General features: G+C 69.7%; 20 protein-coding genes. 14 read left to right on the top strand and 6 right to left on the bottom strand.

Translation table 11 applies throughout. The features are described 5' to 3' along the window. Nucleotides 1–76: 76 nt before the first annotated feature. From FHR32_RS25440 to FHR32_RS25420, 5 genes are all read left to right on the top strand, one after another. Nucleotides 77–1003 (top strand): metal ABC transporter substrate-binding protein, encoded by a 927-nt coding sequence (locus tag FHR32_RS25440; RefSeq protein WP_246467419.1) that lies wholly within the window; start codon nucleotides 77–79, stop codon nucleotides 1001–1003. Between the two features lie 36 nt (nucleotides 1004–1039). After that, complete coding sequence (locus FHR32_RS25435; RefSeq protein ID WP_184757814.1) at nucleotides 1040–1792, top strand: metal ABC transporter ATP-binding protein; 753 nt, start codon at nucleotides 1040–1042, stop codon at nucleotides 1790–1792. Further along, a complete protein-coding gene (locus tag FHR32_RS25430) occupies nucleotides 1789–2622 on the top strand; it encodes a metal ABC transporter permease (protein WP_184757027.1) in 834 nt (277 codons plus the stop codon). Before FHR32_RS25435 ends, FHR32_RS25430 begins: the two co-directional genes overlap by 4 nt. Beyond that, nucleotides 2619–3026: a Fur family transcriptional regulator gene (locus FHR32_RS25425; RefSeq protein WP_184757026.1), complete on the top strand. Its 408-nt coding sequence runs from the start codon at nucleotides 2619–2621 to the stop codon at nucleotides 3024–3026. The genes FHR32_RS25430 and FHR32_RS25425 overlap by 4 nt, the downstream gene beginning before the upstream one ends. 207 nt (nucleotides 3027–3233) lie before the next feature. Beyond that, nucleotides 3234–3782, top strand: coding sequence for a CGNR zinc finger domain-containing protein (locus FHR32_RS25420; protein ID WP_184757025.1), 549 nt, complete (start codon nucleotides 3234–3236; stop codon nucleotides 3780–3782). Between the two features lie 170 nt (nucleotides 3783–3952). On the opposite strand, the gene FHR32_RS25415 is transcribed toward FHR32_RS25420, so the two are convergent. The 3 genes from FHR32_RS25415 to recO form a co-directional block, all read right to left on the bottom strand. After that, complete coding sequence (locus tag FHR32_RS25415; RefSeq protein ID WP_184757024.1) at nucleotides 3953–4717, bottom strand: crotonase/enoyl-CoA hydratase family protein; 765 nt, start codon at nucleotides 4715–4717, stop codon at nucleotides 3953–3955. 647 nt (nucleotides 4718–5364) lie between these two features. Next, nucleotides 5365–6138, bottom strand: a complete 774-nt coding sequence (locus FHR32_RS25410; protein WP_184757023.1) for an isoprenyl transferase — start codon at nucleotides 6136–6138, stop codon at nucleotides 5365–5367. Beyond that, complete coding sequence (recO, locus tag FHR32_RS25405; protein ID WP_184757022.1) at nucleotides 6135–6872, bottom strand: DNA repair protein RecO; 738 nt, start codon at nucleotides 6870–6872, stop codon at nucleotides 6135–6137. Before recO ends, FHR32_RS25410 begins: the two co-directional genes overlap by 4 nt. Before the next feature lie 162 nt (nucleotides 6873–7034). Here recO and FHR32_RS46125 point away from each other — a divergent pair, with 162 nt between their 5' ends. From FHR32_RS46125 to rocD, 5 genes are all read left to right on the top strand, one after another. Beyond that, nucleotides 7035–8612: a CDP-alcohol phosphatidyltransferase family protein gene (locus FHR32_RS46125; protein ID WP_184757021.1), complete on the top strand. Its 1578-nt coding sequence runs from the start codon at nucleotides 7035–7037 to the stop codon at nucleotides 8610–8612. Beyond that, nucleotides 8609–9316 (top strand): DUF5941 domain-containing protein, encoded by a 708-nt coding sequence (locus tag FHR32_RS46120; protein WP_184757020.1) that lies wholly within the window; start codon nucleotides 8609–8611, stop codon nucleotides 9314–9316. Before FHR32_RS46125 ends, FHR32_RS46120 begins: the two co-directional genes overlap by 4 nt. Nucleotides 9317–9529: 213 nt before the next feature. Beyond that, entirely contained in the window at nucleotides 9530–10003 is a 474-nt protein-coding gene (locus FHR32_RS25390; RefSeq protein ID WP_184757019.1) for an Lrp/AsnC family transcriptional regulator, read from the top strand. Nucleotides 10004–10113: 110 nt separating this feature from the next. Continuing rightward, nucleotides 10114–10908 carry a dimethylargininase gene (gene ddaH, locus FHR32_RS25385; protein ID WP_184757018.1) on the top strand — a complete coding sequence of 265 codons (795 nt, stop codon included), beginning with the start codon at nucleotides 10114–10116 and terminating at the stop codon, nucleotides 10906–10908. 43 nt (nucleotides 10909–10951) lie between these two features. Further along, the gene (rocD, locus tag FHR32_RS25380) at nucleotides 10952–12163 is read left to right on the top strand and encodes an ornithine--oxo-acid transaminase (protein WP_184757017.1); all 1212 of its coding nucleotides are present in this window, start codon (nucleotides 10952–10954) and stop codon (nucleotides 12161–12163) included. A 54-nt stretch (nucleotides 12164–12217) separates the two neighbouring features. On the opposite strand, the gene FHR32_RS25375 is transcribed toward rocD, so the two are convergent. Then, nucleotides 12218–13780 (bottom strand): alkaline phosphatase D family protein, encoded by a 1563-nt coding sequence (locus tag FHR32_RS25375; RefSeq protein WP_184757016.1) that lies wholly within the window; start codon nucleotides 13778–13780, stop codon nucleotides 12218–12220. Between the two features lie 253 nt (nucleotides 13781–14033). Here FHR32_RS25375 and FHR32_RS25370 point away from each other — a divergent pair, with 253 nt between their 5' ends. Then, nucleotides 14034–15320 carry a Glu/Leu/Phe/Val family dehydrogenase gene (locus FHR32_RS25370; RefSeq protein WP_221466198.1) on the top strand — a complete coding sequence of 429 codons (1287 nt, stop codon included), beginning with the start codon at nucleotides 14034–14036 and terminating at the stop codon, nucleotides 15318–15320. A gap of 80 nt (nucleotides 15321–15400) precedes the next feature. Here the strand turns inward: FHR32_RS25370 and FHR32_RS25365 are convergent, their stop codons facing one another. Next, complete coding sequence (locus FHR32_RS25365; RefSeq protein WP_312882694.1) at nucleotides 15401–15877, bottom strand: MarR family winged helix-turn-helix transcriptional regulator; 477 nt, start codon at nucleotides 15875–15877, stop codon at nucleotides 15401–15403. 75 nt (nucleotides 15878–15952) lie between these two features. Between FHR32_RS25365 and FHR32_RS25360 the strand changes: the two genes are divergently transcribed. The 3 genes from FHR32_RS25360 (at nucleotide 15953) to FHR32_RS25350 (ending at nucleotide 19688) form a co-directional block, all read left to right on the top strand. Beyond that, nucleotides 15953–17041, top strand: a complete 1089-nt coding sequence (locus FHR32_RS25360; RefSeq protein WP_184757014.1) for a substrate-binding domain-containing protein — start codon at nucleotides 15953–15955, stop codon at nucleotides 17039–17041. A gap of 102 nt (nucleotides 17042–17143) precedes the next feature. Next, on the top strand, nucleotides 17144–18544 hold the full coding sequence (locus FHR32_RS25355; RefSeq protein WP_184757013.1) for an APC family permease: 1401 nt from the start codon (nucleotides 17144–17146) through the stop codon (nucleotides 18542–18544). 133 nt (nucleotides 18545–18677) lie between these two features. Continuing rightward, nucleotides 18678–19688: an acetamidase/formamidase family protein gene (locus FHR32_RS25350; protein ID WP_184757012.1), complete on the top strand. Its 1011-nt coding sequence runs from the start codon at nucleotides 18678–18680 to the stop codon at nucleotides 19686–19688. A 121-nt stretch (nucleotides 19689–19809) separates the two neighbouring features. Here FHR32_RS25350 and FHR32_RS25345 read toward each other — a convergent pair whose 3' ends face one another. Then, nucleotides 19810–20709, bottom strand: a complete 900-nt coding sequence (locus tag FHR32_RS25345) for a Gfo/Idh/MocA family protein (RefSeq protein WP_184757011.1) — start codon at nucleotides 20707–20709, stop codon at nucleotides 19810–19812. Between the last annotated feature and the right edge of the window lie 16 nt (nucleotides 20710–20725).

Below are 20725 nucleotides of genomic sequence, written 5' to 3'. Positions count from 1 at the left end.
GCACTGATTTTGACAATCGTTTTCATTTGCGTTCATACTGGTCCCCATGATGTCCGACTTCTCCCGACGTATGCGTATGCGTGCTGTGGGTGCGCTTGCTCTCTCGACCGTTCTCGCCACCACCGCCGCCTGCGGTTCCGGCTCAGCCGACTCCGCCCGGCCGGGCGGCGCGCCCGGGGGGAAGATCGACGTCGCCGCCGCCATGTATCCCCTGCAGTGGCTGGCCGGACAGGTGGGCGGCCCCGACGTCGCCGTCACGGGCCTGACCAAGCCCGGCGTCGAGCCGCATGATCTGGAGCTCACGCCGATCCAGGTGGCCGGCCTGGAGGAGACCACCCTGATCGCCTACATCAAGGGCGTGCAGCCCGCCGTGGACGAGGCGGTGGAGCAGCACGCCGCCGACCGGAGCTTCGACGCGGCGACCGCGGTCACGACTCTCCCCGCGGTCGCCGGCGAGCCGGCCGAGGGCGAGGAGCACGGCCACGACGTCGGCTACGACCCGCACCTCTGGCTGGACCCCTCCCGTTTCGCGACGGTCGCGACCAAGCTCGGTGAGAGGCTCGCCACCGCCGACCCCACGCATGCCCAGGGTTACCGGCAGCGTGCCGCCGCGACCGCGGCCGCTCTCAGCTCCCTGGACGGCGAGATGGCGCGGGGCCTGAGCTCCTGTGGTTCGAAGGCGATCGTCACCAGCCACACCGCGTTCGGCTATCTCGCCGACCGCTACAAGCTCCGCCAGATCGGGGTCAGCGGCCTCGACCCGGACGCCGAGCCCTCCCCCGCCCGCCTCGCCGAGGTGGCGAAGGTGTCCAAGCAGGAGAAGGTGACTACCATTTTCACCGAGACCCTCGTCAGCCCCAAGGTCGCCGAGGTTCTCGCCCAGGAGGTCGGTGCCAAGACCGCGGTCCTCGACCCGGTCGAAAGCCAGCCGGCGACCGGTGACTACCTGTCCGCCATGCGCCAGAACCTCACCGCACTTCAAGCGGCCCTCAGCTGCTCGTAAAGGCGACTCGTGACATCCAATCAGGCAGTTTTCACCATGCGCGGCGGCCAGGTCAGCCTGGACCACCGTCCGGTGCTCCGCGGCGTCGACCTGACCATCGATCCCGGCGAGGTCGTAGCCGTGCTCGGTGCGAACGGGTCGGGCAAGTCGACCCTCATCCGCGCCCTGCTCGGCCTGACGCCGCTGACCCGCGGCTCAACCCTCCTGTACGGCACGCCACCCGCGCGGTTCCGCGAGTGGCGACGGATCGGATACGTCCCCCAGCGGCTCTCGGTGGGCGGCGGCGTGCCGACCACCATCCGCGAGGTCGTCGCCTCCGGCAGGATCGCCCGGCAGCGGCGGCTCCGTCCGACCGGCTCCGCCGACCGTGAGGCGACCGCCGCGGCGCTGGAGGCCGTCGGCATGGCCCATCGTGCCGGAGATCCCGTCCAGGCTCTGTCCGGCGGGCAGCAGCAGCGGGTGCTGATCGCCCGCGCCCTGGCCGGAGAGCCCGACACCTTCGTGATGGACGAGCCCACGGCGGGCGTGGACGCGGAGAGCCAGCAGCTCCTGGCCGACACCCTGGCGGCGCTCGTCGGGCAGGGCAAGACGGTCCTGCTGGTCGCCCACGAACTCGGCCCCCTGGAACCGCTGATCACCCGGGCGGTGGTGATCAGAGACGGATGCGTCTGCCACGACGGCCCGCCACCCCATGCCGTCGGCACGCATGCGCTGCCCGGCCATGACCATGTGCACCCGCACGCCGAGGAGAAGTCCTCAAGCCCGCTCGACTGGAGACCGGTATCGTGATCGACCTTCTGCGGTTCGACTTCATGCAGCGGGCGCTGATCGCCGCTCTCCTGGTCGGCCTGGCCGCTCCGGCCATCGGCACGTTCATCGTGCAGCGCCGGCTGGCCCTGCTGGGCGACGGCATCGGGCATGTCGCCCTGACCGGCGTGGCGCTCGGCTTCCTGACCGGCACCGCACCCGTGCTGACCGCCGTGGCGGTCTCGGTGCTCGGCGCCGTGGCGATCGAACTGGTCCGGGCACGCGGCAGGACCAGCGGTGACGTGGCGCTCGCGCTGCTCTTCTACGGCGGCATCGCCGGAGGCGTGCTGCTCATCTCGCTGGCCCCGGGCGGCAGTAACGCCACCCTGATGTCCTACCTGTTCGGCTCGATCAGCAGTGTCAGCGCCCAGGACGTGTGGGTGATCGGCCTGCTGGCGGCCGCCGTGCTGGGTGTGGTCGCCTTCTTCGGACGCGAACTGTACGTGCTCTGCCAGGACGAGGAGGTCGCCAGGGCCAGCGGCCTGCCGGTGCGCTTCCTCAGCCTGCTGATCGCCGTCACCGCCGCGCTGACCGTGGTCATCGCCATGCGCGTGGTAGGACTGCTACTGGTCAGCGCGTTGATGGTGGTCCCGGTGGCCGCCAGCCAGCAACTCACCCGGGGTTTCATGAGCACAATGGGACTTTCCATGGTTTTCGGGATGATCGCCACGGTCGGCGGGCTGACCTCCTCGTTCTACGTCGAGGTCCCGCCGGGCGCCATCATCGTGATCGTGGCTCTTGCGGGCTTCGTCCTGGCCCTCGGGCTCGGTAGATTCGTACGCCGGAGCCGAGCAGAGGAGCCCAGCCGATGAGCAACAGACGCGATGCCGTCCACGAGATTCTCCGCCAGAGCGAGGGCTTCCGCAGCGCGCAGGACGTCTACGCCGAGATGCGCGCCGAAGGGGCGAAGATCGGGCTGACCACGGTCTACCGGGCGCTTCAGGCGCTGGCCGACAGCGGCCATGTCGACATGCTCAGGACCGACGACGGCGAGTCGGTCTACCGCGCGTGCACCAGCAGCGATCACCACCACCACCTGGTCTGCCGCCGCTGTGGCCGCACCGTGGAGGTTGCCGGACCCGCGGTGGAGCGCTGGGCCGAGGCGGTCGGCTCCGAACACGGCTTCACCGAGATCACTCATACGATCGAGGTCTTCGGCACCTGTGGCTCCTGCTCGATGGCCGTCAGGCCCGCGAAGGCGCCGAGCCGGATCTGACGGCTGGCGGGCGGGGCAGTCCCCCACCCGGCGGGGATACCGGAACCGGGAACGGCCGCGGACCCCGCCCCGGCCGCGCACGCCGTACCTCGTGGCGTCGCGCGATCGTGAGAGGCCCACGGACACCCGCCGGAGAGATACTCTTCCGAGACGGCGAGCCGCCGTACGGGTTCCCTAACGCTGAAACCGCATTCAACGGGAGTCAACATGCCATTCGGACATGACATGGTGCACTCACTCGCCACGGTGGTCGATCTCGTCAACACCTCTCCCTCCACGGGAGGTGAGGACGGGCTGACCGACCTGGTACAGCTCTGCGAATTCGTGGAACGCCGGCAGGTGAGCGGCGTCGGTGAGCTCGGCGCCGCGGACCTGAGCCAGGTGCGCGCCCTGCGCGAGGCCTTTCACAAGGTTTTCACCGCTCCCGATCAGGCCACCGCGGTCATCCGGCTGAACACGCTGCTGAGCGGCAGCCGCATCACCCCACACCTGACCGAGCACGACGGCCACGCCCTGCACGTCCACTACTTCGCCCCCGACGCCTCGCTCGCCGAGCATCTCTCCGCGGACCTGGGCGTCGCGCTCTCCCATCTGCTCGTGGATGGCGAGTGGGAGCGCCTGCGCACCTGCTCGGCCCCCGACTGCGATCACGTCTTCGTGGACGAGTCGCGCAACCGCTCACGGGTCTACTGCGACAGCCGTACATGCGGAAACCGCATGCACGTCGCCGCCTACCGCGCCCGCCGCCGCGCCTGACGCCACACTCCGTAATTACCTATTGACTAAGTAGGCAATAGGGGTAGGTTGTCCTGTGGCGGCCCGCCCCCAAAGGACGACCCCTTCATCCCCCACACCGACTCCGTACGCGGTTTCGTCTACGAGGTCGAAACCGGCCGCCTGCGCGAGGTCAAGGCCTGACCGCCCCCTCAGATCGCACCGAAGTCGCCGTGGCGTCCGGCTCCCGAGGTGAAGCGAGCGGCACCGGCCACCGCGCCGGGCAGGACCTCCATGCCGTGGTGCAGCTCACCCGCCATGGCCTCCTCCTCGCTCAGCCCCTCCTGCTCCAGTACCGACATGCGGTCACCGCGCATGCAGGCCTGTGGGAAGCGCGCGATGCCGGCGGCGAGGCTCTCGGCGGCCTCACGCGCCTGGCCGACCGGGACCACCCGGTTGACCAGGCCCATGTCGCAGGCCTCCCGGGCGGGCACCGGACGCCCGGTGAGGATCATGTCCATCGCGCGGCCGGTCCCGATCAGCCGCGGCAGCCGGACGGTGCCGCCGTCGATCAGCGGAACGCCCCAGCGGCGGCAGAAGACGCCGAACACCGCGTCGCTCTCAGCCACCCGGAGATCGCACCAGAGCGCCAGTTCCAGGCCGCCCGCGACCGCGTACCCCGCGACCGCCGCGATCACCGGCTTGCCGAGCCGCATCCGGGTGGGGCCCATCGGCCCGTCACCGCCGGGAGCCACCCGATTGCCCCGCTCGGTGCCGATGGCCTTGAGATCGGCACCGGCGCAGAACGTGCCGCCCTCACCCCACAGCACGGCCACCGCCGCGTCCGGATCGGCGTCGAAGTCACGGAAGGCGTCGGCGAGGGCCGCGGCGGTGGGTCCGTCCACGGCGTTGCGCGCCTCGGGACGGGACAGGACGACGGTCGCGACGGGGCCGTCGCGTTCGATCCTGACAGTCAACGGGTGCACCTCTCGGGGGACGACCTCATCGGGGACTCTCGAACCAACCGCTCTCCCCTCGCGGGAACCTCCCATGCTTGTCCTCGACTCAGAATTTCATCCTGTTCAGGCTCCTCTGAGAAGTTTGACGGAGAGCGCTATGGCTGCGCTCGAAGGATACGAGACTCCACCCCTGAGTGTGACCTCGGTCATAGGTGAGGAGCGGTGCGCCTTCCATCGGCTGCGCCCATGCCAGGACGTCGTTCGAGCATTTCCCTCCCCGCCAAAGCGCCCTCGCCGTCATCTATGCCGACGCCGGCGGGCAGTCGCCCTACACGACGTCTGCAGCGAGCGCCTGCGTCGACAGGAGTGGCTGCCGACGATCAGCCGCAGGGGCGGATCCGGGAGGCCGACCAGCTCCATGACGACGGGGGCGGTCGTCACGGGCCTCACCTCCTTGTGATCGCTTCTAAGAGTGGTGCTCAACAGCGTCATGACCCGCAACAGAGCGATCGGCCGCGGCGCCAACCCGGCACGGGGCGGCACGCCCGGCGGGGGCAGCGGTCTCCTCCACCCTCCGCTGAGCCGGAACGTGCCCGGCGGTCTCACCGGCCGCCGGGCGGGGGTGAGGGCCCCGGGGCGGAATCCGACCCGCCCGGGCAGGAGGCTCAGACCTGGTTGGGCACGGCGCCGCCGTACCGTCTGTCGCGTTTGGCGTAGGTCTCGCAGGCCTCCCACAGGTCCCTGCGGTCGAAGTCGGGCCACAGACGGTTGAGGAAGACCATCTCGGCGTAGGCCATCTGCCAGATCAGGTAGTTGGAGGTGCGCTGCTCGCCCGAGGAGCGCACGAACAGGTCGACGTCGGGGATCTCGGGCTCGTCGAGGTAGCGGGCGAAGGTCTCCTCCCGCACCCGGCCCGGCTTCACCCGGCCGGCGGCGATGTCCTCGGCCAGCCGCAGCGCCGCGTCCACGATCTCGGCGCGCCCGCCGTAGTTGACGCAGAACTGCAGGGTCAGCGTGGAGTTGCGCTCGGTCATCCTCTCGGCGTCCTGCAGTTCGGAGATGACGCTCTTCCACAGCCGTCCGGGGCGACCGGCCCAGCGGACCCGCACGCCCATGGCGTGGAGGTCGTCCCTGCGGCGGCGGATGACGTCGCGGTTGAACCCCATCAGGAAACGCACCTCGTCCGGGGAGCGCTTCCAGTTCTCGGTGGAGAAGGCGTAGGCCGACAGATAGGGGATGCCGAGCTCGATCGCTCCCTCGATCACGTCGAAGAGCGACGCCTCGCCCGCCTTGTGGCCCTCGGTCCGCGGCAGGCCACGCTGCTTGGCCCAGCGGCCGTTGCCGTCCATCACGATCGCCACGTGCTGGGGCACGAGGTCGCGGGGGATGGGGGGCGGGACGGCACCGGAGGGGTGAGAGGCCGGGGGACGGACGTTCACGAGGCAGGCTCCCTTTCTACGTGTCGGAGAGAGCGTATGCCGTGTTCCAGGTGCCACTGGAGATATGCGGCGACCAGCCCACTGCATTCGGCGCGGTGCCGGCCCTCGGAGGCGTCGGCGGTGAGCCAGTCGCCCTTCAGTAGCGCGACCATCAGGGCGAGAGTCTCCCCGGCCGGCACGGCGGCGCCCGCGGGACGACAGCCCCCGCACACCACGCCCCCCGCCACGATGGCGAACGCCCGGATCGCGGGGGCCCTGCAGCGGGCGCACGACTCCAGCGCCGGGGCGTAACCGGCGACGGCCAGCGAGCGCAGGAAGTAGGCGTCGAGGACCAGCCGGGCCTCGTGCTCCCCCGAGCCGAGCGTGCGCAGGCCGCCGACGAGCAGCAGGAACTGGCGGAGCGCCGGCTCCTTCTCCCCCAGGGTCAGCCGGTCTGCGGTCTCCAGCATCGCGCTGCCCGCGGTGTAGCGCGGGTAGTCTGCCACGAGTGCCTCGCCGTACGGGCGGACCGTCTCGGCCTGGGTGATCACGTCGAGCGTGCGGCCGGTGTGGAGTTGGAGATCCACATGGGTGAACGGTTCCAGGCGGGCGCCGAACCGTGACATGGTCCGCCTGACCCCCTTGGCGACCCCCCTGATCTTGCCGGTGCGCCGCGTCAGGACCGTGACGATCCGGTCGGCCTCGCCCAGCTTGTGGGTGCGCAGCACGATGCCGTCGTCACGGTAAAGACTCACCGGGTCAGTCTAGTGGGATGCCCTACGTGTCAGCGTTTCAATCATGATCAAGTGGCACAGATGGATCACGGGTGCATGTTGTTCATCCAAAACTCACTAAACTTTGACCTCTGGCGACCTCCCCGCGCCACGTTTTACCCCGCCCCCGCACGAAAGGGTGCCATGCCCCGCGTGGTCCTGCTGGGCTCATCGCCCGGCCCCGATGCCGCTCCGGCTCAGTCGACGCCGCCCGCCGCGCTGACTCTGCCCGCGCTCCCCGGCTGCCCCACTGTGATCGGCAAGCTGCACGGCCAGCTCGCCTCGCTCGACTCCGCGCCGGTGACGATCGCCCGCACCGGCGACGCCCCGGCCTACCGGGGCTTCCCCGGCAGTCTCGTCGAGACCTCCGACCTCGCCGGCGACCTGCGTGCCGTGGCCGACGCGGTCGAGCACGCCACGGAGAACCTGCTCATCCTCCCGGCCAACTCCCTTATCCACGACGAGCTGATCTACCAGATCACCAAGTCGAAGCGCGGAGCGCTCGCGCTGATCGCCAAGGAGCCCCACGAAGAGGACGAGAACGGCGACACCATCGTCCCCGACGTCCCGATCGACGAGGCGGAGCCGGAGATCGGCGACCGGACCTGGGAAGACCTGCCGGTCCGGGCGCGCGCCAGCAAGTCCCGGGTGATCTCGGTGGGCTCGGCCTACCACGCGGTGACCCGGCCCAACGCCGTCCTGCTCGGCCCGCTGCACCTGCACCACAAGCACGCGCCCACACTGGCCGAGGCCGCCCGCGAGCTCGCCGACATGGCGCACCTGCTCGGCCCCGAGGACGACCTGGTCCAGCTCCTGGTCCTGGGGTTGGTACGGCGAGGCGTCTCGGTCGGCATCCGAGGCCGTCGCGACCTGTTCTTCCGCCGGCTGGTCAGCCAGGAGCAGGCCGACGAGTCGGCGGCCGAGATGTCCATGATCAACGAGGACAGGGCCCGGCTGAACAACGCGGTCAAGGGCGCCGACGGCTTCTTCACCACCTATTTCGTCAGCACCTACTCCCGATTCATCGCCCGCTGGGCGGCCCGCAGGGGACTGACGCCCAACCAGGTCACATTGATCTCCATCGCCCTGGGCGTGGCCGCGGCGGCGTGCTTCGCCACCGGCGCGCGGGCCGGGATGGTCGCCGGCGGCGTCCTGATCTACTTCGCGTTCGTGTTCGACTGCGTGGACGGGCAGGTCGCACGTTACGCCCGCAAGTTCGGCGTGCTCGGGGCCTGGCTGGACGCCACCTTCGACCGCTTCAAGGAGTATGTGGTCTTCGCCGGCCTGGCGGTCGGCGCGGCCGTCTCCGGCGTGGGTGACGTGTGGACGCTGGCGCTGATCGCGCTGAGCCTGCAGTCCGGCAAGCACCTGCTGGACTTCTCGTTCGGCGCTGCCAACCGGCGCAAGCCCCCGTCGCCGCTGCCCTCGGTGTCGCTGACGATCAGCGCCGACACCGAGCTGCGCGCGGCGCTGGAGCAGCGCAAGATCGCGCGCAGCGGCGGGATCAGGGGGCTGCTGAAGATGTGGAGCAAGGCGGGCAAGTACCGGGCCGTTTACTGGGCCCGCAAGATGATCGTCTTCCCGATCGGTGAGCGCTTCGCCGCCATCGCCATCGTCAGCGCCCTCTTCGACGCCCGGGTCACCTTCCTCACGCTGATCATCTGGGGCGGTATCGCCGCCACCTACACGCTCACCGGACGTCTGATGAGGTCACTCGCATGATCACCCAGCCGCAGACCAGCCCCGTCCCCGACCCCTACGAGGAACGGCTGCGCATCCAGACCGCGCGGCTGCTCGCCTACCGGGACGACGGCCCGCTGGTGATGGCGCTCCGCGACAAGGTGGGGCCGGGGCTGCCCCCGGTGCCGGCCGCGCTCGCCGCGCTGCTCGCGATCGTCGCGATGGCGGTGAGCGGGATGCTGGACGAGGGCCCGGTCCTGCTCGTCCCGGTCCTGGTCATGGTGGCCCTGGTGCTGCCGACCGTGGCCCGTGACCACCTGGGCAGGCTCGACTGGCTGATGCCGCCGCTGATCCGGACCATCGAGTTCCTCACGATCATCCTGATCGGCCTGGCCGCGGACGCGCCCAAGTGGCTGCTCTTCGTGCTGATCTACGTGATCGGCTACCACACCTACGACACGGTGTACCGGACCCGGCAGAGCATCTGGCCGCCCGACTGGGTGTTCAAGGCCGGACTGGGCTGGGAGCTCCGGCTGCTGCTGATCGGTGCCGGCGCCGCGTTCGGGGTGCTGACCTGGGTGCTGGCCGCGCTCACCCTCTACCTCGGCGTGCTGTTCGCCATCGAGAGCGTGACGAGCTGGGTCCGCCTGGACAAGCAGTCGGCGCTCGCCCAGGCAGGCGACGACCTGGAGGCGTCTCCGGAAGAGGCAATGGAGCAGGCCACGGGCGAGGCCGAGCCCGCCTGAGCGCATCCGAGCCCGCCTGAGCCCGCCTGAGGCGCGCGACATCCGGATGGCCGGGGACCGCAGAAGAGGGTCGTGACATTCCGTCGCGGCCCTCTTTCCGCGTCGCGGAGAGGCCACCCGTTTTCCGCGTCGTGGAGGGGCCGTCCGCCGTTTCACGACCGGCGCGGCCCACCGCGTTGCCGAACGGCGTGAAGTGGTGTGTTACAAAGCAGCGTGGAACTGGATCGGCTGGATCGTGACATCATCGGGGCGCTCGTCGAGGACGCCCGCAGCACCTATGCGGAGATCGGGCAGAGGGTGGGCCTGTCGGCGTCGGCGGTGAAACGGCGGGTGGATCGGCTACGCGAGACGGGGGCGATCACCGGGTTCACCGCGAGGGTGGAGCCCGCGGCGCTCGGCTGGACCACCGAGGCCTACGTGGAGCTTTTCTGCGCGGGCAAAACCTCTCCGGCGGAGATCGGGGTGGCCGTCGCCCGCCTTCCCGAGGTGGTCTCCGCGTGCACCATCACCGGTGAGGCCGACGCGTTGCTGCACGTCAGGGCAACCGACGTGCGCCATGTGGAGCAGGTGATCGAGCGCATCGCCTCGGAGCCGTTCGTGGTGCGGACCAAGAGCTCCATCGTGCTCTCCCGGCTGATCGACGCCCCGTTGATCACCACACACAACGGATCGCCGTCGATTACCTGAAACACGCAAGAGAGCTGCGCAAACGCGCACGATCGGACTCTTGGCCCGCGCGAACCTCCGTTCCTAGGCTGTTGCCATCCCCACCACGACATCCTTTGCGGAGCTCCCCCATGACCAAGCACTATCTCATGTGCCGGCCCGACTACTTTGCGGTTGAGTATGCGATCAACCCGTGGATGGACCCCGAAGCCGGTGCCGACCGCAAGGTGGCGGTCCGGCAGTGGGAGGGGCTCAAGAGCGCCTATGAGGAGCTCGGGCACCGGGTCAGCCTGATCGACCCGGTGGAGGGCCTGCCGGACATGGTCTTCGCCGCCAACGGCGCGCTCGTCGTCGACGGCCGGGTGTACGGCGCGCGGTTCGCTCACCAGGAGCGTGCCGCCGAGGGGCCGGCGTATCTGAAGTGGTTCGTCGCCAACGGCTACGACCGGGTGCACGAGGCGGCCTTCACCAACGAGGGCGAGGGAGACTTCCTCACTCTCGACCACCTGGTGCTGGCCGGGACGGGGTTCCGCACGAACATCACCGCGCACAAGGAGGCCCAGGAGTTCCTCGGCCGCCCGGTGGTAACGCTGCAGCTGGTGGACCCCCGCTTCTACCACCTGGACACCGCACTGTTCCCGCTAAACGGACATAACGTGGCATACTTCCCGGGGGCCTTCTCGGCGGGGAGCCAGGAAGTGCTAAAGAACCTGTTCCCCGACGCGGTCGTCGCGGATGAGAGCGACGCGACCGTGCTGGGCCTCAACGCGGTCAGCGACGGCACCCACGTGGTGATCAACCTCGAGGCGGCCAACCTCCAGCTGGAGCTCAAGCGCCACGGTTTCGAGGTCATCCCGGTCGACCTGTCGGAGCTGCGCAAAGCGGGCGGCGGGCCGAAGTGCTGCACGCTTGAGATTCGGGGATGAAAGTAGACATAGCAGCCAAAAGCAAAGAAACGGCGAATATCGGATGACCACCACAGACCAGTTCATCGAGCTCAGCGAACGCCGCAGCGCGCACAACTACCACCCGCTCCCCATCGTGATCCACGAGGCGCAGGGCGCCTGGGTGACCGACGTGGAGGGCAAGCGGTTCCTGGACTGCCTGTCCGGTTACTCCTCGCTGAACTTCGGCCACGGCAATCCGAAGATCGTTGAGGCGGCGCAGCAGCAGCTGGCCAAGCTCACCCTGACCAGCCGCGCCTTCTTCCACGACCAGTTCGCCGCCTTTGCCGCCGGGCTGGGCGACCTCACCGGCAAGGAAATGGTCCTGCCGATGAACACCGGCGCCGAGGCCGTGGAGACCGCGATCAAGGTGGCCCGCAAGTGGGGCTACGAGGTCAAGGGCGTCGCCCCGGAGCAGGCCAACATCATCGTGATGGAGGACAACTTCCACGGCCGCACCACCACGATCATCAGCTTCTCCACCGACCCCGACGCCCACGACGGTTTCGGCCCCTACACCCCGGGCTTCACGGTCGTGAAGTACGGCTCCGTCGAGGCGATCCGCGAGGCCGTCGACGCCAACACCGTCGCGGTGCTGCTGGAGCCCATCCAGGGCGAGGCCGGCGTGCTGGTCCCGCCGGACGGCTATCTCACCCAGGTCCGCGAGCTCTGCACCGCCGAGAACATCCTGATGATCGCCGACGAGATCCAGTCCGGTCTCGGCCGCACCGGCGACACCTTCGCCTGCGACCACGAGGGGGTCGTCCCCGACATCTACGTGCTGGGCAAGGCTCTGGGCGGCGGGGTCGTCCCGGTCTCGGCGATCACCGCCAACGAGGACATCCTCGGCGTGATCAGGCCGGGCCAGCACGGATCCACCTTCGGCGGCAACCCGCTCGCCTGCGCGGTGGCATGCGCGGTCATCGAGCTCCTCAACACCGGCGAGTATCAGGCACGGGCCAAGGAGCTCGGAGCGGTCCTGCACGAGAGGCTGCGCGGCCTCATCGGGCAGGGCGTGGTGACCGTGCGCGGCCGCGGCCTGTGGGCGGGTATCGACATCGACCCCTCCCTGGCGACCGGGCGCGAGATCTCCAAGGCGCTGATGCGCCGCGGTGTCCTCGCCAAGGACACCCACGGCTCCACCATCCGCCTGGCCCCGCCGATCGTCGTCTCCGAGGAGGACCTCCTCTGGGCCGTCGACCAGCTCGCCGACGCCCTCGCCGAGTTCGCGAAGTGATCCTCCGTACGGCCCGCGCCCCGGGGCGCGGGCCGTACCGGTTCCGGGGGTCCGTCAACCGTGGTCGGGGAGCTCCACGGTGGTGACCTCCGACAGGTTGGTCCCGGTGGCGGTGTCCCAGCGGACGGACAGGGGTGTGGTGTCCAGGGACAGGGTGGCCAGCGCGTTGGAGAACCAGGGACCGTTGGTGATCCGCCACTTGAACGGAGGTCTGGGGATCCTGGCCAGGCGGGAGAGCCAGCCGCCGATCAGTGTGGCGACGCCGAACTGGGCGACGATGTTGGCCAGGCGGAGCGTACGGCTCAGCGGGTTGCGGATCGGGGAGCAGACGAGCTGGTAGACGGGCAGCCCCTTGGCCTTGGCCACGTAGGAGTAGTGCACGTCGCCGGAGAGCACGATCACCGGCTTCCCCGTCCCGGCCAGCAGTTCGGACAGGTCCTCGAAGGAACGCCGGAAGGCCGCCCAGTGCTCCAGGTCGACGGCCTGGCGGAGCGCCTCGGACCAGCGGGCCGCCGTCCTGCCCCAGGCACCCTGGGCCAGCGCCTCGTTCCAGTTCTGGATGTGGTGGATGCCGGCCGGGAGCAGGAACGGCACCGACGTGCCGATCACGAAGCGCTCCACCCCGCCCCTGCGGAGCTCCTCGGTCAGCCACTCCCACTCCACCGGGTCGATCATGCGCCGGTCCCCCTGCGTGAGCTGCCGGGCGCAGCGGGAGTCGAGCATGATCAGGCGGGTGCCGCCGAGGTCGCGGGAGTAGCTCCACCGGTTGTCGGCGGGGACGTCGTAGGCGCGCCGGGCGAAGGTGTCGAGCGCCTCGCCCCCGTCGCCCTCGGCCGCGCACAGCTTGCTGAGCAGCTTGTCCGAGGAGCGCTCATCCGGTGACATGTTGCCCAGGTGCTGGTAGATCCAGTAGGCGCCGAGCCCGGAGGCCACCCGGCGCGGCCACCAGGAGACCGCAGCCATCTTCTCGCGCCAGGAGGCGGAGGTGTTGAAGTCGTCGCGCAGGTCGTGGTCATCGAAGATCATCGCGCTGGGCACCGTCGAGAGGATCCAGCGGATCTCCGGGTCGGTCCACGCCTGCCGGTACAGCTCGGCGTACTCCTCGAAGTCGGCGATCTCACCCACCGGCTCGCCGTCCCTGCGGTCCTTGATGAACTTCAGCATCTCCACCGACGGCTCGTCGGCGTAGACCTGGTCGCCGAGCAGGAGCAGCATGTCGGGCCACTCCTCCTCGGGGCTGTCCATCATGCTGCGGCCGTACGCACGCAGGACGTCGACCCCGTGCGAGACGATGTGCATCGTGTCATGCGGCACGCTGGTCCGGCAGGAGCCGAACACCACCCGGTTCGGTCCGCCGGGGCCGAGAAAGCGGATACGGCCGGGCCGCTGGTCCGGCAGGGGCCACACGGTCTCCCCGGCCAGCCGGACCTGGTAGGCGCCCTCGGCGGCGACGTCCACGATCGCGTAGTGGTGGCCGTGCACGGTGAACGTCAGCGCCTGTGACCGTGCCTCACCGACCTCGACCGTCACCTCGCACGGCTCGCTGGTCTCCACCCACACCGATGCGCTGGTCTCATTCACGTAACGCAGCAGTGGCCCGACCACAAGTTCCGGCACGTTGATCCCTTCAGCACTACAGAACGGCAGGCATGCCAACGGCAGCCTGCCATATTGGCGCGTTGCCCTCACCGTGCCCATCCGCTCTGATCGATAACGACAGAGCAATCCGGAAGTGAGGAAAGACACAAAACGCATCCACAAGTACGCAAAGTTTCACACGACCCGGCAAAGACTCCGGCAATCGTGTGATCATTACCAGCAGCCCTGAGCGGAGCAACGGCGCTCCGCTCCCGTACGGAGGCTCTCCTTCATGACTCTCACGGTGCCGTCAACGACGCCGGCAGCCACCCCCTTCATCAGCCCGGGCCGTCAGGCCCTCGACTCCGCGCTGTTCCAGCTCGACCAGGCGGCCGACCGGCTCCACCTGGACGACGGCATGCGCACGATGCTGGCCACCCCCCGACGCTCGCTCACCGTCGCGGTGCCCGTCCGCCGCGAGGACGGCCGGATGGACGTCGTGCGCGGCTTCCGGGTCCAGCACAACACCACCCGCGGCCCCGCCAAGGGCGGGATCCGCTTCCACCCCTCCACCGACATCCACGAGGTCACCGCGCTGGCCATGTGGATGACCTGGAAGTGCGCGCTGGTCGGCATCCCGTACGGCGGCGCCAAGGGCGGCGTCTCCGTGGACCCGGCCTCGCTGACCACGCGGGAGCTGGAGCGGGTCACCCGCCGTTACGTCAACGAGATCCTGCCCATCATCGGCCCGGACAAGGACATCCCGGCACCCGACGTCGGCACCGACGAGCAGACCATGGCCTGGATCATGGACACCTACTCGGTGAGTGCGGGCTACCCCGTGCCCGGCGTGGTGACCGGCAAGCCGACGGCCCTCGGCGGCTCCCTGGGCCGGGCCGGAGCCACCTCCCGCGGTGTGCTGATCGCCACGCTCAAGGCCCTCCCGGGCTCCCCCGAGGGCCGCACCGTCGCGGTCCAGGGCTTCGGGAAGGTCGGCGCGCCGGCCGCGCGCTACCTCGCCGACGCCGGCTGCCGCGTGGTGGCGGTCTCCGACGCCACCGGCGCGGTGGTCAACCACTCCGGCCTGGACGTCGACGACCTGCGGGCGTGGGTGCAGGAGACGGGCGGCGTGTACGGCTATCGCCACGCCGACGCCCTGTCCCACTCCGACCTGCTGGAGCTCGACGTGGACGTGCTCGTCCCCGCCGCGCTGGAGGGCGTGATCACGGCGGAGAACGCGCCCAAGGTCAGGGCCCGCCTGATCGTGGAGGGCGCCAACGGCCCGACCACCCCGGAGGCGGACCGGATCCTGGGCGACGCCGGGACCACGGTGGTCCCGGACATCCTGGCCAACGCGGGCGGTGTGATCGTCTCCTACCTCGAGTGGGTGCAGAACCTGCAGGCCTGCTCCTGGAGCGCGGCCAAGGTCGACACCAGGCTCCGCGAGCTCATGGAGGACTCCTTCGACGCGGTCACGGCGATGTCCGCCGAGCGCGGGATCAGCCTGCGCCAGGCGGCCCACCTCATCGGCGTGGGCAGGGTCGCCGAGGCCCACCGGTTGCGCGGTCTCCACCCCTGACGGACCGGCCCGGTCTCCCCGGCGGACCCGGGAGGCCGGGCCCTCCACCGGCGGAAGACGCTCCGGCCATGCCGGGCGCGTCACGAACGGGCGGGATCGGCCGGCTCCGGCCCCGCGACGGATCGGGAGGGCTCGTCCAGGGCCACGACCAGCCTGTGCAGGTCATGCATCAGCTGCTCGGTGCGCTCGGTGCCGTAGGCGGCCTCGATCAGCCGGTGGTGGCCGGCCACCCCGCCCTCCACCCGGGCGAGCAGCTCGGCCCCCCGGTCGGACAGGAAGACCGCGACCTTGCGCCGGTCGGCCGGATCGTGCCCCCGGTAGACGAGCGAGCGGTCGATGAACCGGTCGATCGCCTTGGTCAGCGTCGGATGCGGCATCAGCACGGCCTCGGCGAGATCGCCCATCGAGTGCCCCCGCCCGTCGGCCAGGGCACGCAGGATGCGCCACTGTTCGACCGTGACATCCTCGGCGGTCACCGCGGCGGCGAGACCGCGGTTGACGCTGCGCTCTGCCCTGCTGAGCAGGTAGGCGAGCGAGGATCCCAGTCCGGTCGTCACCACGTGAGGCTCCCGCCTTTATCCCAGTTGCATAAAAGGTCTGCCAAGGCTTCTTTTGGGAGGATACTCGTCTGTGTGGCAGAAGCCGTCACACCGGTCATCGATCCTCTGGAAGCCCAGCTCATCCAGAGCGACGCCCTGCGCGTTGGACTTGTGGTGCCGGTCTCCGGGGTCCTCGGCCTGGTGGGACCATGTGCGATCAACTGTGCGATCCTCGCCGCCGACGAGGTCAACCTCGCGGGCGGGATGCTCGGCAGGCCGATCGAGCTGGTTCTGATCGACGGTGGCCGCCCCGCGCGGCGGGTGTCCGCCGAGGTCGGGATGCTCGCGGACAGCGGAGCGATCGACGCGGTGGTCGGCACCCACGGCAGTGACGTGCGGATCGCGGTGGTCCGGGCGCTGGCCGGGCGGGCGCCGTTCGTCTACGCCCCGCCGTACGAGGGGGGCGGTCACACGCCCGGGGTCTACTTCCTGGGCGAGACGCCTGACCGCCAGCTCCGGCCGGGTATCGACTGGCTCATCGAGCGCCGGCGCGCCCGCAGGTGGTTCCTGCTCGGCAACGACTACATCTGGCCGCGTCTGGTCCACGAGGCGGCCCGCCGCCACCTCGCCGCCCGCAACGTCACGGTCGTCGGCGAGCGGTTCGTGCCGTACGGCATGCGCGATCTCCCCCGGATCCTGGAACGGCTCGCCACCAGCCGGGCCGACGCCGTACTGCTCAGCCTGATCGGCAGTGACCTCGTCACCTTCAACCGGGCCTTCACCGCGGCCGGACTGTCGTGCCCGAGACTCTGCGGAGCGCTGGAGGAGCACGGCCTGCTCGGCATCGGCGGGGATGCGACCGGCGAGCTCTACGGGGCGATGGGCTACTTCGCCAGCATGGTCACCGACGACAGCCTGAGCCTCGGCGAGCGCTACATCCGCCGCTTCGGCAGCAGCGCGCCCCTGCTCAACGGGCACGGGCAGGGCTGCTACGAAGCGGTGCTGATGCTCGCCGCGCTCGGCTCGCGCGCCGGGACGCTCGCCGTACCCGCGGTGGACGCCATCGCCGACGGCACCTCCATCGTCACCGCGCGGGGGCGGCTGACGCTTCAGGGCCGGGGAGTACGGCGGCACGCGCACATCGGGCGGGCGGACGGTCTGGACTTCGACATCGTCCACTGAAAGCTTTCGATTGGAAACTTTTCCTTTTCAATAAATGGTCCTATTGTGACGGTTGCCCCCCTTCTCTGCTGTTACGGCTGCACCCACATAGAGGAACCGTCCATGGCCACTGAGCCCTCCCTGGAGCAATTCGGCTACCAGCAGGAACTCCGCAGGTCCCTGACCTTCACCGACCTGCTCGTCTACGGCCTGATCTTCATGGTGCCGATCGCGCCCTTCGGCATCTTCGGCAGCGTCTACCAGGGCTCCGGCGGCATGGTGGCGCTCGCCTACGTCATCGGCATGGTGGCGATGGCCTTCACCGCGCTGTCCTACGCGCAGATGGCCCAGGCCTTCCCGATGGCCGGGTCGGTCTACACCTACGCGGGCCGTGGCATCGCCGCTCCGGTCGGTTTCCTGTCGGGCTGGGTGATCCTGCTCGACTACGTGCTGGTACCCGCCCTGCTCTACCTCATCGCGAGCGCGGCGATGGCCTCGTTCATCCCCGCCATCCCGATCTGGGGCTGGCTCATCGTGTTCGTGGTGCTCAACACGGTCGTGAACTACAGCGGCATCCAGATGACCGCCCGGATCACGAAGATCATGCTGGTCGGTGAGCTCATCGTGCTGGCGATCTTCATCGTCGTCGGCCTGGTCGCGCTGGCCCAGGGCAAGGCCCAGGTGAGCGCGCTCAGTCCGCTGTTCGACTCCTCGACGTTCTCCTGGCCGCTGGTCTTCGGCGCCGTCTCGATCGCGGTGCTGTCCTTCCTCGGCTTCGACGGCATCTCGATGCTGGCCGAGGAGAGCAAGGTGGACAGCCGCAGGCTGGGCAAGTCCATGGTCGCCGCACTCGGCCTGGCGGGCGCGCTGTTCATCGCACAGACCTGGGTGGCCGCGCTGCTCACCCCCAACCGGGCCGAACTGCTCGCCAACGGCGACCCCGCGGGCAGCGCGTTCTACGACATGGCCGAGTTCGCCGGAGGCCACTGGCTCAGCGTGCTGACCGCCGTCGCCACCGCCATCGCCTGGGGCTTCGCCAACTCCCTGGTCGCCCAGGCCGCCACCTCGCGCCTGCTGTACGCGATGGCCCGCGACCGGCAGCTCCCCTCCTTCCTGGCCAAGATCCACCCCAAGCACAAGGTGCCGGTCAACGCCACCCTGCTCGTGGCCGCCATCTCCCTCGTCGTCGGGCTCTACCTGGCCAGCCGCGACGACGGCATCACCCTGATCAGCGGGCTGGTCAACTTCGGCGCCATGACCGCCTTCCTCGCGCTGCACATCTCGGTGGTCGTCCACTACGTCGTCCGCAAGGGCAGCCGCGACTGGTGGCGGCACCTGATCGCCCCGGTGATCGGCTTCGCGATCCTGGTCTACGTCGTCATCAACGCGAGCATCGCGGCTCAGACGCTCGGGATCATCTGGCTCGCCATCGGCCTGGTGCTGCTCGGCGTCTCCTACGCCCGGGGGCGGCGCCCCACGCTGGCGGGTATTCAGGACACGCCGGAGACCGCCGCGAAACCGTAGCGGCCCTCCCTCGCCTCCACTGTTCCGATCACACAAGGACGGACCGCATGTTCGATATTTTCCTCGAGACCGAGGAGGGGTTCACCTCTTCACGGCCCACCCCGGCGACGGGCCCCGGCCGGGCGGAGGCACGATGAACGTCGTCTCCTACCGGCCCGCTCTCGAAGAGCTGAGCTACACCTTCGGCGGGCGCCCGGCCGTCGGCAGGATCCAGCCCGGCACGATCGTCGAGATGTACACCGAGGACTGCTTCGGCGGCCGGGTGCGCTCGGTCGACGACCTGCCGTCGAGCGTCTGCGACTTTCCCTACCTGAACCCGGTCACCGGGCCCTTCCACGTCGAGGGGGCCGAGCCCGGTGACACGCTCGCGCTGCACTTCGTCTCCATCGAGCCGGCCAGGGACTGGGCGGTGTCCGCGACGTTCCCGCACTTCGGCGCGTTGACCGGCACGCACACCACCGCCATGCTCACCCCGCCGCTGGACGAGGTCGTCTGGCGCTACGACATCGACGTGGAGAAGGGTGTGGCCCGCTACCACGCCCGCCGGGGTGACTTCACGATGGAACTCCCGCTGGACCCCATGCACGGCACCGTCGGTGTCGCGCCCGGTGCGTCCGAGGCCCGAATGACGATCACTCCGGACGCCCACGGCGGCAACATGGACACCCCCGAACTGCGCGCCGGGGTGACCGTCTACCTGGGTGTCAACGTCGAGGGCGGACTGTTCGCGGTGGGTGACGGGCACGCCCGCCAGGGACACGGCGAGGTGTGCGGCACCGCCGTCGAGGCGGCGATGAACACCGTGGTCGCGGTGGAGCTGATCAAGGGTGTGAGCACCCCGTGGCCCCGCCTGGAGGACGACGAGCACCTGATGTCGACCGGTTCCGCGCGCCCGCTGGAGGACGCCTTCCGGATCAGCCAGCACGACCTGGTCACCTGGGCCGCCGACCTCACCGGCCTGGACACCCTGGACGCCTACCAGCTGGTCAGCCAGATCGGCGAGGCCCCGGTCGGCAACGTCTGCGACACCAACTACACGATGCTCGCCAAGGTCCCCAAGGCCTATCTCGGCAGGCCCGACGTCTACGAGTCGGCCCACGGGCGGCTGCGCGACCTCGGACGGCGCTACCTGGCCGAGCGCTGACGGCTCGGGGACGGCCACGGTCCGGAGCCGGCGGCCCGGGACGGCTGCGGCGACCTCATCCGGGGGCCATCCGGACCGCACTGCGACGCGGCCCGGATGGCCTCCCGGATGAGGTCTCAGGTCATCCGGCCGACCGGCTCGCCTCCCGGACGATGTCCTCGCAGATCCGGTGGGTGGCCAGGGCGTCGTCGGCGCCGAGCAGGACACCGGAGCGGACCGCGTCCAGGAACTCCAGGCAGACCTGCTCGATGCCGCGCTGGCGGGAGACCGGCGCCCAGTCGCCGCGCCGGGTCAGTGTCTCCGTCCCGGTGTAGTCGATCACGTCGGCGATGTTGACCACCCGGCGCTTGACGTCGTCCCCCATGACCTCCACGGTCTCCTCGACCGCCCCGCTCACCCTGTTCATGATCCCGAACGCGGTGAAGCCGTCCCCGGACAGCTCCAGCGTCACGTGCTCCAGCAGCCCGTCCCTGACCCGGGTCCGGATCCCGGTGTGTTCGACCGTCCCGGGTGCCAGGAACCGGAGCGTGTCGACGACGTGGACGAAGTCGTCGAAGATCGCGGTCCGCGGGTCCTCGGCCAGGCCCCTGCGGTTCTTCTGCATCACCACCAGGTGGCGGGGCAGCTCCAGCAGCGCCGCGTAGGAGGGGGCCCGGCGGCGGTTGAAACCGACGAGCAGCGACCGCTCCATCTCCCGTGCCAGCCGTACCAGACGTTCGGACTCGTCGAGGGTGTAGGCGATGGGCTTGTCCAGGTAGACATGGACGCCCGCCCGGAGCAGCGGTTCGACGATCTTCACGTGGGCAGCCGTGGCCGCGTGCACGAACGCCACCTCGACCCCGGCCTCGATCAGCTCGTCCACCGAGGTGAAACGGCGCTCGACCCGGTAGGCGTCGCCCAGACGGTCGAGAGTGGCGGGGTTGCGGGTGCACAGGTGGAGATCGAGGCCGGGCATCGCGGAAAGGACGGGCAGATACGCCTTCTCCGCGATGTCCCCGAGGCCGATCACAGCGGTCTTCATGGTGGAAGCGTACGGC

This window comes from Streptosporangium album, assembly GCF_014203795.1.
GTDB classification, from domain to species: domain Bacteria; phylum Actinomycetota; class Actinomycetes; order Streptosporangiales; family Streptosporangiaceae; genus Streptosporangium; species Streptosporangium album.
Note: the sequence above shows the minus strand (reverse complement) of the source record. Positions and strands in the feature narration are given on the sequence as shown.

Excerpts from the sequence above, each read along its gene's own strand:
- FHR32_RS25440 (WP_246467419.1), top strand. The coding sequence starts at position 77 with ATGCGTGCTGTGGGTGCGCTTGCTCTCTCGACCGTTCTCGCCACCACC.
- FHR32_RS25435 (WP_184757814.1), top strand. The coding sequence starts at position 1,040 with ATGCGCGGCGGCCAGGTCAGCCTGGACCACCGTCCGGTGCTCCGCGGC.
- FHR32_RS25425 (WP_184757026.1), top strand. The coding sequence starts at position 2,619 with ATGAGCAACAGACGCGATGCCGTCCACGAGATTCTCCGCCAGAGCGAG.
- FHR32_RS25420 (WP_184757025.1), top strand. The coding sequence starts at position 3,234 with ATGCCATTCGGACATGACATGGTGCACTCACTCGCCACGGTGGTCGAT.
- FHR32_RS46125 (WP_184757021.1), top strand. The coding sequence starts at position 7,035 with ATGCCCCGCGTGGTCCTGCTGGGCTCATCGCCCGGCCCCGATGCCGCT.
- FHR32_RS46120 (WP_184757020.1), top strand. The coding sequence starts at position 8,609 with ATGATCACCCAGCCGCAGACCAGCCCCGTCCCCGACCCCTACGAGGAA.
- ddaH (WP_184757018.1), top strand. The coding sequence starts at position 10,114 with ATGACCAAGCACTATCTCATGTGCCGGCCCGACTACTTTGCGGTTGAG.
- rocD (WP_184757017.1), top strand. The coding sequence starts at position 10,952 with ATGACCACCACAGACCAGTTCATCGAGCTCAGCGAACGCCGCAGCGCG.
- FHR32_RS25370 (WP_221466198.1), top strand. The coding sequence starts at position 14,034 with ATGACTCTCACGGTGCCGTCAACGACGCCGGCAGCCACCCCCTTCATC.
- FHR32_RS25355 (WP_184757013.1), top strand. The coding sequence starts at position 17,144 with ATGGCCACTGAGCCCTCCCTGGAGCAATTCGGCTACCAGCAGGAACTC.
- FHR32_RS25350 (WP_184757012.1), top strand. The coding sequence starts at position 18,678 with ATGAACGTCGTCTCCTACCGGCCCGCTCTCGAAGAGCTGAGCTACACC.
- FHR32_RS25345 (WP_184757011.1), bottom strand. The coding sequence starts at position 20,709 with ATGAAGACCGCTGTGATCGGCCTCGGGGACATCGCGGAGAAGGCGTAT.